Source organism: Paraburkholderia gardini, from assembly GCF_907164545.1.
GTDB lineage: Bacteria > Pseudomonadota > Gammaproteobacteria > Burkholderiales > Burkholderiaceae > Paraburkholderia > Paraburkholderia gardini.
On the sequence record NZ_CAJQZB010000027.1, the window covers coordinates 53,714 to 67,755 of the forward strand.

9 protein-coding genes and 1 pseudogene are annotated in these 14,042 nt (G+C 64.4%); 8 read left to right on the forward strand and 2 right to left on the reverse strand.

The annotated features are described in order from the left end of the window. Window positions 1–176 precede the first annotated feature (176 nt). From LPA37_RS18730 to LPA37_RS18765, 8 genes and pseudogenes are all read left to right on the forward strand, one after another. The gene (locus LPA37_RS18730) at window positions 177–1,397 is read left to right on the forward strand and encodes an MFS transporter (protein ID WP_229013315.1); all 1,221 of its coding nucleotides are present in this window, start codon (window positions 177–179) and stop codon (window positions 1,395–1,397) included. Between the two features lie 313 nt (window positions 1,398–1,710). Then, window positions 1,711–2,607: a TetR/AcrR family transcriptional regulator gene (locus LPA37_RS18735; protein ID WP_229013316.1), complete on the forward strand. Its 897-nt coding sequence runs from the start codon at window positions 1,711–1,713 to the stop codon at window positions 2,605–2,607. A gap of 90 nt (window positions 2,608–2,697) precedes the next feature. Continuing rightward, on the forward strand, window positions 2,698–5,196 hold the full coding sequence (locus LPA37_RS18740; RefSeq protein ID WP_229013317.1) for an acyl-CoA dehydrogenase: 2,499 nt from the start codon (window positions 2,698–2,700) through the stop codon (window positions 5,194–5,196). A gap of 87 nt (window positions 5,197–5,283) precedes the next feature. Further along, entirely contained in the window at window positions 5,284–6,711 is a 1,428-nt protein-coding gene (locus tag LPA37_RS18745) for a 3-oxoacyl-ACP reductase (protein ID WP_229013318.1), read from the forward strand. Between the two features lie 2 nt (window positions 6,712–6,713). Continuing rightward, a pseudogene (locus tag LPA37_RS18750) lies at window positions 6,714–7,633 on the forward strand (MaoC family dehydratase). A gap of 158 nt (window positions 7,634–7,791) precedes the next feature. After that, window positions 7,792–9,093 carry an acetyl-CoA C-acetyltransferase gene (locus LPA37_RS18755; protein WP_229013319.1) on the forward strand — a complete coding sequence of 434 codons (1,302 nt, stop codon included), beginning with the start codon at window positions 7,792–7,794 and terminating at the stop codon, window positions 9,091–9,093. A 63-nt stretch (window positions 9,094–9,156) separates the two neighbouring features. Beyond that, a complete protein-coding gene (locus LPA37_RS18760; protein ID WP_324251777.1) occupies window positions 9,157–10,950 on the forward strand; it encodes an AMP-binding protein in 1,794 nt (597 codons plus the stop codon). Between the two features lie 50 nt (window positions 10,951–11,000). Then, window positions 11,001–11,939, forward strand: a complete 939-nt coding sequence (locus tag LPA37_RS18765) for a DUF1571 domain-containing protein (protein ID WP_228982498.1) — start codon at window positions 11,001–11,003, stop codon at window positions 11,937–11,939. Here the strand turns inward: LPA37_RS18765 and LPA37_RS18770 are convergent. Both LPA37_RS18770 and LPA37_RS18775 read right to left on the reverse strand, forming a co-directional pair. Next, on the reverse strand, window positions 11,936–12,376 hold the full coding sequence (locus tag LPA37_RS18770) for a hypothetical protein (RefSeq protein WP_229013320.1): 441 nt from the start codon (window positions 12,374–12,376) through the stop codon (window positions 11,936–11,938). The genes LPA37_RS18765 and LPA37_RS18770 overlap by 4 nt on opposite strands. A gap of 61 nt (window positions 12,377–12,437) precedes the next feature. Beyond that, window positions 12,438–14,015 (reverse strand): FAD-binding protein, encoded by a 1,578-nt coding sequence (locus LPA37_RS18775; protein ID WP_229013321.1) that lies wholly within the window; start codon window positions 14,013–14,015, stop codon window positions 12,438–12,440. Between the last annotated feature and the right edge of the window lie 27 nt (window positions 14,016–14,042).

The window sequence follows — 14,042 nt, forward strand, 5'->3', positions numbered from 1 at the left end:
GTTTGCATCGAGTACGAATTTACTCGGGGATTACCATGAAAAAGGGGAAGTTGAATCACGCACCCGTTTAACAGCCGGCGTACACTTTCGCGAAGCCCGCTCCCACGAGGCATGTGAGACACGCCGGAGACCGCGTCGCATGTATGCGGGGTACTGTGGAACAGGAGAACAACGAGATGAGCTGGACACGGGAACAGAGAAACGTCACGATTGCCGCCTATCTGGGCTGGACACTCGACGCATTCGATTTCTTTCTGATGGTTTTTATATTGAAAGATATCGCCGCCGAGTTTCATACGGAAATATCTTCCGTCACCTACGCCATTTTCCTGACGCTAATGGCGCGACCCGTCGGCGCCCTCATCTTCGGACGGCTCGCTGACCGGTTCGGCCGCCGTCCCACGCTGATGATCAACATCGCGTGTTATTCCCTGCTCGAACTGCTGTCGGGCTTTTCGCCGAATCTCGCCACCCTGCTCGTCCTGCGCACGCTCTTCGGCGTCGCGATGGGCGGCGAATGGGGCGTCGGTTCCGCGCTCACCATGGAAACCATTCCGCCCCATGCGCGCGGTTTCGTGTCCGGCCTGCTGCAGGCGGGCTACCCGAGCGGCTACCTGCTCGCTTCCCTCGTATTCGGCCAGCTCTATCAGTACATCGGCTGGCGCGGCATGTTCTTCATCGGTGTGCTGCCCGCGCTGCTCGTGCTGTACGTTCGCGCGCACGTGCCCGAATCGCCCGCATGGCAAACGATGCAGCAGCGGCCACGCCCCGGCCTCATCGCCACGCTGCGGCAGAACGCCAAGCTCTCGATCTATGCGATCGTGCTGATGACGGCGTTCAACTTCTTCTCGCACGGCACCCAGGACCTGTATCCGACGTTCCTGCGCGTGCAGCACAAGTTCGGTCCGGAGATCGTGCAGAACATCAGCATCGTGCTGAACGTCGGCGCGATTGTCGGTGGTCTCTTCTTCGGCGCGCTCTCCGAAAAGATCGGCCGCAAGCGGGCCATCTTCATCGCGGCGCTGATCGCCCTGCCGGCCCTCTGGCCGTGGGCATTCTCGACGACTCCGCTCATGCTCGCCGCCGGCGCGTTCCTGATGCAGATCTCGGTGCAAGGCGCGTGGGGCGTGATTCCGGTGCATCTGAACGAGATCTCCCCCGACGATATCCGCGCGACCTTCCCCGGTCTCGTCTATCAGCTCGGCAATCTGCTCGCCGCGATCAACGGGCCGATGCAGGCGAAGTTCGCGGAAGCGCACGGCAACAACTACGCACTGCCGATGGCACTCGTCGCGGGCATCGTGGCGGTCGTGATCGCCATGCTGATCCTGTTTAGCCGTGAACGACGCGGCATCGATATGACGCAGTCAGCCAGGGAGGTCGCGGCGCTCCACTGAACGCGACGTCCTGAACGCCGGCCCGGTGCCGGCGCGAACATCCGGCAACAGGCAGCACCCGCGCTGCTTTCACCCGTTATACGAGGCCGTTCCGATTTTGTCCGGAACGGCCTTTTTTCATTTGCACGCCACCCGACGCATGCGCTGTCGCAACGCAGCAAACAGCGGCGATCGAGCACTTTTTAGAGGCGTCCACCCACATTCCCGCTTGCTGTTAAAAGCATCGCCTTCTTATCCTGAAAAAAACGTCCGTTTCAATCGGATACTTGAATCGCCTGTTCGCGGTCGGGCGATCGACACTGGGAGGCGCAACATGGCAGTTCGCACCACAGGCCGGCTTGCCGGCGACACGAAGTCGCGCATCCTCGACGCTGCCGAAACCCTCTTCATCGAATGCGGCTATGAGGCGATGTCGTTGCGGCAGATCACGTCGCGCGCCGAGGTCAATCTCGCGGCGGTCAACTATCACTTCGGCAGCAAGGAAGCGCTAATCCACGCGATGCTGTCGCGACGCCTCGACCGGCTGAACCAGGAGCGTCTGAAGCTGCTGGACCGCTTCGACGCGATGCCCGGCTCGCGCCTCACCTGCGAACACGTGCTCGGCGCGATGTTCATTCCCGCGCTGCGGCTGTCGCGCGATCCGCAGGTCGGCGGCAAGGCGTTCCTGCGGCTCCTCGGCCGCGCCTATACCGATCCTTCCTCGTTCATTCGCGACTTTCTCGCGGCGCATTACGAGTCTGTCGCGATGCGTTTCTTCGACGCGTTCCAGCGCGCGCTGCCGCATCTGCCGCGCGAGGAACTCGGCTGGCGTCTGCACTTCGCGATCGGCGCGCTGTCCGGCGTGCTGGCCGGCACGGACACCGAGAGTCTCATCGCCGGGTTCTCGCAGGGCAAGTCGATGAACGACCTGCAACTGATCGCGCGCCTCGCTTCGCTGATGGTGTCCGCGCTGAAGGCACCGCTGCCGGATGCTTCGCAGTTCGCCGCGTTCGCCGCTGTCCTTGGCGATGCCGCCGACGGCAGTGAACCCGACTGCCCAGACACGTCGCCTGCTGGTTCGGACGCGGGCGCTGCCGGTGCGTCCAGCATGCGCGACAACGCGGGTTCCGGCACAACCGCCGACGATCCGCCGCCGCACACGACCGCACCATCCGCTCAATCCGCTCAATCCGCCAGTACAGTCGAACGCGCAGTGAACCATCCGGTCTGACAGTTAAACAGGGTCGACGGGCAATCAGGAACACCCGCGCCGTTTGCGCGGACGTGCCCGATTACACCGTGAAAACAGGGAGAATTCGTCATGCAGTGGCTTATCGTTGCGCTCTTCGTCGTGAGTGCCGGGCTTGTCTTCATGCAGGCACGCGCCGCATGGTGGCTGGCGTTCATGGCCGTGTGGGTCGCCACCGCCTTCCTGACGGGTGCGGCGGGACCGGTCGCCACGACGTGCCTTGCCATCGTCCTCGTGATTCCCGCGCTCGTTCTCGCGCTAAAGCCCCTGCGCCGTTTATGGCTCACGAAGCCCGTGCTCGAAATCTTCCGCAAGATCCTGCCCGAGATGTCGCCAACCGAGCGCGACGCCATCGAAGCCGGCACTGTGTGGTGGGATGCCGCACTCTTCTCCGGGCGTCCGCACTGGGACACGCTGCTCGCTCATGGTCCGGTCACGCTCACGGCTGAAGAGCAGGCGTTTCTCGACAACGAATGCCAGCACCTGTGCGATCTCGCGAACGACTGGGAAACCAGCGCGGTCTGGCAGGATCTCTCGCCGCAAACGTGGCAGTTCATCAAGGAGAAAGGCTTCCTCGGCATGATCATTCCGAAGCAGTATGGCGGCAAGCAGTTCTCCGCGTACGCGCATTCGCAGGTCATCATGAAGCTCGCCACGCGCTGTTCGGCGGCTGCCGTTTCGGTGATGGTGCCGAACTCGCTCGGCCCCGCCGAACTGCTGATGCACTACGGCACCGAAGCGCAGAAAAATCACTATCTGCCGCGTCTCGCGAGCGGCGAGGAAATTCCCTGCTTCGCGCTGACGAGCCCGTACGCCGGTTCCGATGCGGCTGCGATTCCGGATGTGGGCATCGTCTGCGAAGGCACGTTCGAAGGCCGCGAAACGCTGGGTTTTCGCGTGACGTGGGACAAGCGCTACATCACGCTCGGACCGGTCGCGACGGTGCTCGGTCTCGCCTTTCGCGTGCGCGACCCGGACCATCTGCTGGGCGTCGACGACGAACCCGGCATCACCTGCGCGCTGATTCCAGCGACGCATCCCGGCGTGAAGATCGGTCGCCGTCACTGGCCGCTGAACGCCGTGTTCCAGAATGGCCCGAACGCCGGCCGCGACGTGTTCATTCCGCTCGACTGGGTGATCGGCGGACGCGAGCAGGTGGGCAACGGCTGGCGCATGTTGATGGAATGTCTCGCGGCGGGCCGGGCGATTTCGCTGCCGTCGTCGAACGTCGGCATGGCGAAACTCGCCGTGCGCGGCACGGGTGCCTATGCCGCGGTGCGCCGGCAGTTCCGCACGGCCGTCGGCAGGTTCGAGGGCGTGCAGGAAGCGCTCGGCCGCATGGGCGGCAACCTCTACGTGATGGACGCCGCGCGCCGCCTGTCGGCGCAGGCGGTCGATCTCGGCGAAAAGCCCTCGGTGATTTCGGCGATCGTGAAGTATCACATCACCGAACGCGCCCGGAAGGTCATTAACGACGGCATGGACGTCGTCGCTGGCAAGGGCATCTGCATGGGGCCGTCGAATTTCCTCGCGCGCGCCTACCAGCAGGTGCCGATCTCGATCACCGTCGAAGGCGCGAATATTCTCACGCGCTGCCTGATCATCTTCGGTCAGGGCGCGATCCGCTGCCATCCGTACGTGCTGAAGGAAATGGCCGCCACGCGGGAGGCCGATCGCCACAAGGCGCTGCGCGATTTCGACGAAGCGTTCTTCGGACACGCGAGCTTCACGCTATCGAATGCGATGCGCAGTTTCGTTTATGGGCTGACGGGTGGCGTTTTCATCGCGAAGCCGCAGCGCGCGCACGCGCCGCTCGTTCACCACTATCGCGCCGCGACGCGCATCTCGACCGCGTTCGCGCTGCTCGCCGATATTTCGATGTTCGTGCTGGGCGCCGACCTGAAGCGTCGCGAGCGCATTTCGGGGCGGCTCGGCGACGTGCTTTCGCAGTTGTACCTGATTTCGGCGACGCTCAAGCGCTTCGAGGACGAAGGCCGCCAGGAGAGCGATCTGCCGCTCGTATGCTGGGGCGTCGAGGATGCGCTGTATCGGGCGCAGCAGGCCATCGACGGCGTGCTCGCGAATTATCCGAACCGGCTCGCGGCGGGTCTGGTGCGCGTATTCGCGTTTCCGTTCGGTCTGCCGCATCGCGCGCCGTCGGACAGCCTCGGCACGGCGATTGCCGAACTGATGCAGACGCCCGGTGCGGCACGCGAGCGCCTCGTCGCTGATTCGTACGTTCCGCCGGTCGACGTCGATCCGCTCGGCTATGGCGAACTCGTGTTCGCGCTAACGCCGCGCGTCACGCAGATCGAGCAGAAGCTGCGCGAGGCCGTCAAAAGCGGCCTGATCGGGCCGATGCCGCAAAGCCTGCCCGATCTGGCCGCATGGATCGAAACCGCCGAAGGACTCGGCCTGATCGACGGCAGCGAACGCGGCGTGCTGGCCGACTATGCACGCTACGGCGCGGAAGTCGTCAAGGTCGACGACTTCCCGGCCGACTTCGGCATGCTCGCCGATCTGCAAAAGCGCAAGGATGCGCTCGAGCGCGCGATGGAAATGGCCGTCTGACTCGAAACACGCGCCCCGCCGTGCACGCCGCACGCGGGACGCTTCGCACACAGTGAACGCCCACACAGCACACCGCGGAACCGGACGATGAACGACTCCTACCTGAACTTCGTCAACTCGCCATTTGGCGCGCGGCTCGCAAGCTCGCTTGGACTGCCGAAGCCCGAGGTGCTGCGCCGCTATCGCGCGGACCGGCCTGAATTCGAAGGGCTGATTGCCGTCGGCGCGGGACCGCAGCCGCGGATGCTTGAGGCGCTCGCCGGCATGATCGCGCGTACCGGCATGACGGGCGTCGCCCATGAAAGCGCGGGGTTGTGGATTCCCCTCGCGCAACGACACGGAATGTTGACCGGCCGCTTCGAGCCGGTCGCGAGTGGTGCACGTGGAGCGAGCGGTTCGGCGCAAGGCCGCATGAGCGCGCTGCTGTTCGACGCCAGCGGTATCGAGGACACCACGCAGTTCGATGCGCTCTACGCGTTCTTTCACGACGCGTTGCGTTCGCTCGACAAATGCGGGCGCATCGTCGTGTTCGGCCGGCCACCGGAAGCGTGTGCAACCATAAGGCAATGGACCGCTCAACGCGCGCTCGAAGGCTCCACGCGTTCGCTTGGCAAGGAAGCACGTCGCGGCATCACGTCCAACCTGATCCACGTGGCACCCGGCGCGGAAGCGCTGGCCGAAACCACACTGCGGTTTTTCCTGTCGCCGCGCTCGGCGTATGTGTCGGGCCAGGTCGTACGCATCGACGCCGTGCCGCACGCGCTGCCCGTATTCGACTGGAAGCAGCCGCTCGCGGGCCGTCGCGCGCTGGTGACGGGTGCCGCGCGTGGCATCGGCGCATTGATTGCGGAGGTGCTCGCGGCCGAAGGCGCGCAGGTGATCGGCGTCGACATTCCGTCCGCGAAAGAGGCGCTCGACCGTACGATGCGCGCGCTGAACGGCACCGCCCTCGCGTTCGACATCGCCGCACCGGAAACGCCGGCGCAACTCGCGGCGGCGCTCGATGAAAACGGTGTCGACATCATCGTGCACAATGCCGGCATCACGAAGGACAAAACCATCGCGAAGATGACGGCTGCCGCGTGGCACAGCGTCATCGACATCAATCTGGCGGCGCAGGAACGCATCGACGATACGCTGCTCGAAGCGGGCACGCTGCGCCATGGCGGACGGATTATCGGTGTGTCGTCGATCAGCGGCATCGCGGGCAATCGCGGGCAAAGCAACTACGCGACGTCGAAAGCGGGCGTGATCGGACGCGTGCAGAGCATGGCGCCGCATCTGCTCGAACGGCACATCACGATCAACGCGGTCGCACCTGGCTTCATCGAAACGCTGATGACCGCGAAGATACCGCTCGCGATCCGCGAGGCAGGACGTCGCATGAATTCGATGAGCCAGGGCGGCCAGCCGGTCGATGTCGCGCAGACGATCGCATGGCTCGCGCACCCGGCCTCAGCGGGTGTGACGGGTCAGGTGGTGCGTGTGTGCGGCCAGAGCCTGCTCGGAGCCTGACGATGGGCGAGCCCTCCCGCTTCGGCGAGACGCCAGGCGCCGCGCGCCCGGAAACGGTAGTGATCGGGCGTCTGCCGCAACCTGCCGCGCTCTACGGGCGGGCGCTGTCCGGTGTGTTCAAGCGTGGCCGTGCAACGCGCCTGCCGCCGCTGCGGCTCGTGCGCCCGCCGTGCCGCTCGAACAGGCCGCGATCGATCGCTATGCACGCGTCTGCGGTTTCATTCCGGAGCAGGGTCTGCCGTTCACGTTTCCGCATCTGCTCGCGTTTCCGCTGCATCTGCTGATACTCACCGACCCGGCCTTTCCGTGGCCTGCACCAGGACTCGTGCATCTCGCGAACAGCGTGCATCAGCACCAGCCGCTCTATCCCGACGACGTGCTGCGCGTCGAAGTCGAATTCGGTGCGCTGCTGCGTCACGAAAAAGGCCAGGCGTTCGTACTCCATTCGCGCCTCTACCGACGCGGTGAAGCAGTCTGGGACGGCGACAGTGTCTATCTGAAGCGCGGCATCGCGCCGGACGGCGTGAGAGGTTCCGCGCTCGCGCCACTGCAGATCGAGCGCGCCGCGCTGGTTCGTCACACGCGCTGGCAGTTGCCGCCGCAGCTGGGCCGCGATTACGCGAGGGTATCCGGCGACTACAACCCGATTCACCTGAGCACCCTTTCCGCGCGGGCATTCGGCTTTCCGCGCGCGATCGCGCACGGCATGTGGACGCTCGCGCGCGCGGCGGCCGCATTGCAGCCGCCCAAACGCCTCGCAAACGCCGTCATCAGCGGCGAATTCAAGCTGCCGATGTTTCTGCCGGGCGACGCATCGATCTGGACGTCGTCCACCGCGCCGACCATGCGCGAGCTCGAAGTGCGCGACAGCGCCGGCGAAAAACCGCATCTGCGCGCGCGACTTCAGTGGACGCTGCAATGAGCGCCCATGCCATGCGTTACGTTATGTCACGTCACGGCGAAATCGTGGAATCAATGTCGTACGTATTTCGTTACTGCTTTTGCAGCGGTCGATGCAGACGATCCGCCGCATTCGTCTGAATCTATCGATAATCAGGGCATGACCTGAAGGAGCCGAGCATGTCTCACCCGCTTCCTGCCGTGCGGCGCGTCGCCGTCGTCGGCGGCAACCGCATTCCGTTCGCGCGGTCCAACACGGCTTACGCAAGCGCATCGAACCAGGACATGCTGACGTTCACGCTGCAGGGTCTGATCGACCGCTTCAACCTGCACGGCGTGAGACTGGGCGAAGTCGCGGCGGGTGCGGTCATCAAACATTCACGTGACTTCAACCTGACGCGCGAATCGCTGCTCTCCACCACGCTCGCGAAGGAAACCCCTGCCTACGACGTGCAGCAGGCCTGCGGCACCGGCCTCGAAGCAGCGATTCTCGTCGCGAACAAGATCGCACTCGGGCAGATCGAAGCGGGCATCGCGGGCGGCGTCGATACGACGTCGGACGCGCCGGTCGGCGTCAACGAAAAGATGCGCCAGATCCTCCTCGAAGCGAACCGCGGCAAGACAACCGGCCAGCGCGTCGGCGCGCTGGCAAAGCTGCGCCCGCGGATGTTTTTCACACCGCTGCTGCCGCGCAACGTCGAGCCGCGCACGGGCCTTTCGATGGGCGAGCATTGCGAGCGCATGGCGAAGCGTTGGGGCATCGAGCGCGAAGCGCAGGATGCGCTCGCGCTCGAAAGCCACCGCAAGCTCGCGGAAGCCAGCCGGAACGGGTTCCTCAACGATCTGATGACGCCGTATCGCGGCCTGACAGCCGACAACAACCTGCGCGCCGATCTCACGCCCGAAAAACTCGCCGGGCTCAAGCCCGCATTCGATCGCGACGCGGGCACGCTGACGGCCGGCAATTCGACGCCGCTCACCGACGGTGCGTCCGCCGTGCTGCTTGCGAGCGAAGCGTGGGCGGCCGGACGCGGCCTGCCGGTGCTCGCGTATCTGACATGGTCGGAGACCGCCGCTGTCGATTTCTTCGATAAAAAGGAAGGCCTGCTGATGGCGCCCGCGTATGCGGTGCCGCGCATGCTGGCGCGCGCCGGCCTGAGCCTGCAGGACTTCGACTTCTACGAAATTCACGAGGCGTTCGCGGCGCAGGTGCTGTGCACGCTCGCGGCGTGGCAGGATGACGAGTATTGCCGCACGCAACTGGACCTGCCCGGCCCGCTCGGCACGATCGATCGCACGAAACTGAACGTGAACGGCGGTTCGCTCGCAACGGGCCATCCGTTCGCGGCCACCGGCGGACGTATCGTTGCAGGACTCGCAAAGCTGCTTGCTCAACTCGACAAGCCAGCAGGCACCGCGCGCGGACTGATCTCGATCTGCGCGGCGGGCGGCCAGGGCGTTGTCGCCATTCTCGAACGCTAGCGGCACCACGGTGAGCATTAAAATGACAACCACAACAATACAGTCAGACTCAGGAGACAAGCGATGATCCCGACCACGCAATCGCCTTCGACAGGCGCAGCATCTTCGCAGGACGCCATGGGCGGAGCCGCATCGAAGGCATCGACAGTGCCGAACACCGACGGCATCTGGTTCGACTCCTGGCCATCCGGCGTGCCGCACGAAATCGACGTCAACCAGTACGCGTCGCTCGTGCAGTTTTTCGACGAATGCGTCGCGCAGTTCCGCGAGCGCGTGGCGTACGTGAGCGTCGGCGAAGAGATGACGTATGGCGAACTCGCGCGCAAGGCCACCGCGTTCGCCGCCTACCTGCAGGGCATCGGCGTGAAACCCGGCGATCGCGTCGCGATCATGCTGCCGAACACCTTCCAGTATCCGGTGTCGCTCTTTGGCGTGCTGAAGGCCGGTGCGGTGGTCGTGAACGTGAATCCGCTCTACACCGTGCGCGAACTCGCCCATCAGCTCAAGGACAGCGGCGCGCAGACGATCATCGTGTTCGAGAACTTCGCGAAGGTGGTCGAAGAGGCGCTGCCCGGCACGAAGGTGCAAAACGTGATCGTGACCGGGCTCGGCGATCTGCTCAAGGATGGCCTGAACATCAAGGGCCGTCTGATCAATTTCATGCTGCGCCACGTCAAGAAACTGGTGCCGGCCTGGCACATTCCGCAAGCCGTGAAACTACTCGACGCGCTGGCGACCGGCTACACGCGTCCGCTCACCCCCGTGCATCCGACGCATGACGACATCGCGTTCCTGCAATACACCGGCGGCACCACCGGTGTTGCGAAAGGCGCGATGCTCACGCATCGCAACATCATCGCGAACCTGCTGCAGGCAAAGGCGTGGTCCGCCGGTCAACTGACGGGCGATGCCGAGACCGTGCTCACGCCGTTGCCGCTTTATCACATCTTTTCGCTGACAGTGAACGCGCTGATTTTCATGGGACTCGGCGGGCGCAACATCCTGATCGCGAATCCGCGCGACGTGAAGCGCGTGATGATGATCATCCGTCACGAGAAATTCACCGGCATCACGGCGGTCAATACACTCTATAACGCGTTCCTCGAAAACGAAGAGTTCTGCAAGCGCGATTTCTCGAACCTGAAGCTCGCGATGGCAGGTGGCATGGCAACGCAGAAGGCCGTCGCGGATCGCTTCAAGGCGGTGACCGGCCAGCCGATCATCGAAGGTTACGGGCTCACCGAATGCTCGCCGATCGTCTCGATGAATCCGGTCGACCTGAAGCACATGCGCGATTTCGAAGGCTCGATCGGCCTGCCCGCGCCTTCCACGCAGGTTCGTTTCAGGAAGGACGACGGTACGTGGGCGAACGTAGGCGAAGCGGGCGAGTTGTGCGTGAAGGGTCCGCAGGTGATGAAGGGCTACTGGAACCGTCCGGAGGAAACCGCGAAGGTGTTCGACGAAGATGGCTGGCTCGCCACCGGTGACATCGGCGTCATGGATTCGCGCGGTTTCATGCGTCTCATCGATCGCAAGAAGGACATGATTCTCGTGTCCGGCTTCAACGTGTACCCGAACGAAGTGGAAGACGTGATCGCGATGCATCCGGATGTGCGCGAAGTCGCGGCCATCGGCATCCCCGATGCCGCGCAGGGCGAGCGCATCAAGGTGTTCATCGTGCCGCGCAACCGCTCGCTCACGCAGGAGCAGGTCATCGCGCATTGCCGCAAGTTGCTGACAGGTTACAAGGTGCCGAAGGTGGTCGAGTTCCGCGACGAACTGCCGCAAACCAACGTCGGCAAGATCCTGCGCCGTCAGTTGCGCGAAGAGGAACTCGCAAAGCAGAAGCCGGAGTAAGCGCGCACCGGCAAACCGTGCGCACCGGCGTTGACCCGGGAGAGAGCAGGATGACGTATCCGCGGTATCGATCGACGCGCACTGCACCGCACGTCCGTTTCGTCGCATGCGGGGTGCTGGTTTGCGCGGGCATCGTGGCGAATGCTGTCCACGCGCAGGGCGGCACGCCCTCGCCTTTGCTCTCGCCCACCGGCGCGGCAACCACCATCGTCGCGCCGGCGCAGGTCGGCCGGCTGCCCGTCGATCAGCAGGTGCGCTGGCTGCGTCGCGCATCGCAAAGCGGCGCCCTCGAGAAACTCGATGACGCGCAGCTACTCGCGCTGTTCCAGTCGCTCGATTCGCAGACTGTGCCGCGCTACGTGAAGGAAGGGCCAAACGGTTATCCGTCGTATGAGTTCACGATGGCGCGGCAGGAACGCATCCGGGGCGTGTGGCCGGACAAGCCTGATCATATGCTCGTGCGCCTCACGCGCGACCCGCTGCGGATCTACGCGAAATGGCTGCCCGACGGCGCGCATTCGGGCCAGGAAATCATCTACGACGAATCGAAACGCAGCGATGAAATGTACGGCCACCTTGGCGGCCTCCTGAACGTGATGCCGCTGTGGACGTCGCTAAACGGCGCACTCGCGCGCGCCCAGTCGAACCATCAGGTGCGCGATCTCGGAACGGAATACATCGCGCAGCAGTTTCTCTCGGAAGGGCAGAAGTTTGCCGACGCCGGCATCGGGCATCCGAACCAGATCGAGGTGAAAACCATCGACGACGTGCGCGTGGTCGCCTTCACCTATGAAACGCCGACCGGCCAGCCCGCGTTCTACGCAAAAAAGGAAACGCTCGGGCTCGATCTGCGGCATCCGTGGTTTCGCAGCGTCGAATCCTATGACAACGAAGGCCGGATCTTCGAGAAAATCGTCTTCGAAACCGTCACGCCGAAAACCTTCGACGACGCTACATTCGACCCGAAAAATCCGGGTTACAGGTTCTAGGCTTCGTCTTTTGCGTTTCTGGTTTTGCGTGTTACGTCGCGCGGGCGGGTTGCGCAGTCAATGACGAAGTAGGATGCCCCCGTCGACTCCAGCCTGCGTGAAATGTCTCGCTGTAAAGCGGCTCCGCCCATCGTGCGTGCAACGAACTGCGTCAGCACGAAATAATCGGAGCGACGCGTCACGCCGATCAGCAAACCGCGCTTTTGCACGACGTGCGGCGCGAGCGTCGCATACCAGAGCGCGCCGATATCCTCGCCGGTATCGAACGCGGGCAAACCGCTCGCCGCCGCGTGTTCCGCCAGCGCGCGGCCATGTGCGAGCGTCAGGTCATACACCGCAATTGTGCCGGGCATGCGGATCGCGTGCGCAAACGCGGGCGTCGCGCACCCAGCCGCGACGAGCAGCACGCTGTGTGTCATGAACGTGCGTCGATCCATCTGCGTCCCCCTGCGCATGCGTCGTGTGAATCCAGATGCCCACGGTCGTCCGCGTTCACGTTCACGTGTAACCCCGCTTGTCGCGCCATGCGCGCGGCCAGATGCCCTGCTTGCCCGGCGACAGAATGCCCGCGGGATCGAGCGCGTCCTTGACCGTCTCCGACAGCCGCAGCATCGCGCCATCGTTGAAGCTGTATTGCGCCGCGGCGAAATCCATGTACGCGAGGTGCGCGCGATATTCGCCGTAGCCCGCGGCTCGCGCGTCGCTCATCAGCGCGCGCAGCAGATCGCCCGCGACTTCAGGTTGCCGCGCGTCGTCGCGATCGAAAATGATCGCGAAGATGTGATGCAGATGGCGCGTGCCCGCCGTGAAGCCGCCGTAGTAATCGAAGCCATATTCCGCCGCGCGCGCCTTCACCATCGTGTACTGACGCATCGCATCGCGGCCGGTTGCCGGACACACCGGCGAGAAATCGACATGCGCACCCGCGCCGCCCCGCCAGTCGAGCATGCGAAACGCGCTCATCGCGGGAATGCCGGCGAGGTTGCGGTCGCCACCGCCGGCAGGCTGCGCATCGCCCGCGTAACGCGCCGCCGACAGCACCGCGCCCGGCACTCGCGCAAACGCACGATGCACGCTTGCGTACTGCGCGTCGATCACGTCCTCGTTGCCGTAGAGCGCGAAATGCAGGTTCCAGCGGCCGATGTGCAACCGGTCCATCATCGCGAGAACCGCGCGCTCGGGCATCGGCCCCGCACCGTCGTAATACTGCGAGCGCGGTGCAAGACCCGCCGCGCGCCGGATCGCCCCTTCGATCACCGCGTGGTTGCGGATCGTGTCGTCGAGCCGCAGCGGCCGCAGCGTTTCGACGATCGTCTCAAGATCGCTTTCGTTGCGAAACTGGAATTCGCCGAGCAGATACGCAGGCGGTGCCGGCATCAGCCACACGCCCATCTTCGTGACGATGCCGAAGTTCGACTGCATGAACATCGCATCGAACGACGGGCCATAGCCTGGCTTGTACAACTGCCACGACGTACCGGGCTCGATGCCGCCCATGCCTGTGCGCACCACGTCGCCGTTTGCCAGCACGACTTCCATGCCGCACTGCGTCGCGGCATGATCGCCGTACGGCGTATAGCCAAAACCGCGTTCGAGCGTGTTGCCGATCACGCTGCCCCAGCCCGCCGCGGGCGGATCGACCCACAGCCGGTAACCCTTGTCGCGCAGATGCGCGTGGAGATCGAAATAGCTGACGCCCGGTTCGACGAGCGCGTAAGCGAGCGATTCATCGACATGGAGGATCCGGTTCATCCGTTGCAGGTCGAGCACGACGGAGCCGGCCAGACGCGGCGCCGCGCCGCCGTACGCGAAGTTGCGTCCGGTCGAAACGGTCCACAGTGGAATGCGAAACTGCGTGGCGACGCGCAACACCGCGCGGATTTCATCCACGGAAGCCGGCAGCAGCGCGGCCGATGCGGCGAAATCAAACGCCTTGCCGGGCGCAAACGGATCGCGATACGGCGCAAGCCCCGTGGACGACGACACGACGTTAGCGGCGCCGACAATCGACGCCCACGCATCGAGCGCGCGCTCGAAGTTCGCTCCGGATACGGCCGGCGGCAAGATGCGGTCCAAGTCACCCTCCTCGATGCAGGCGGCCAT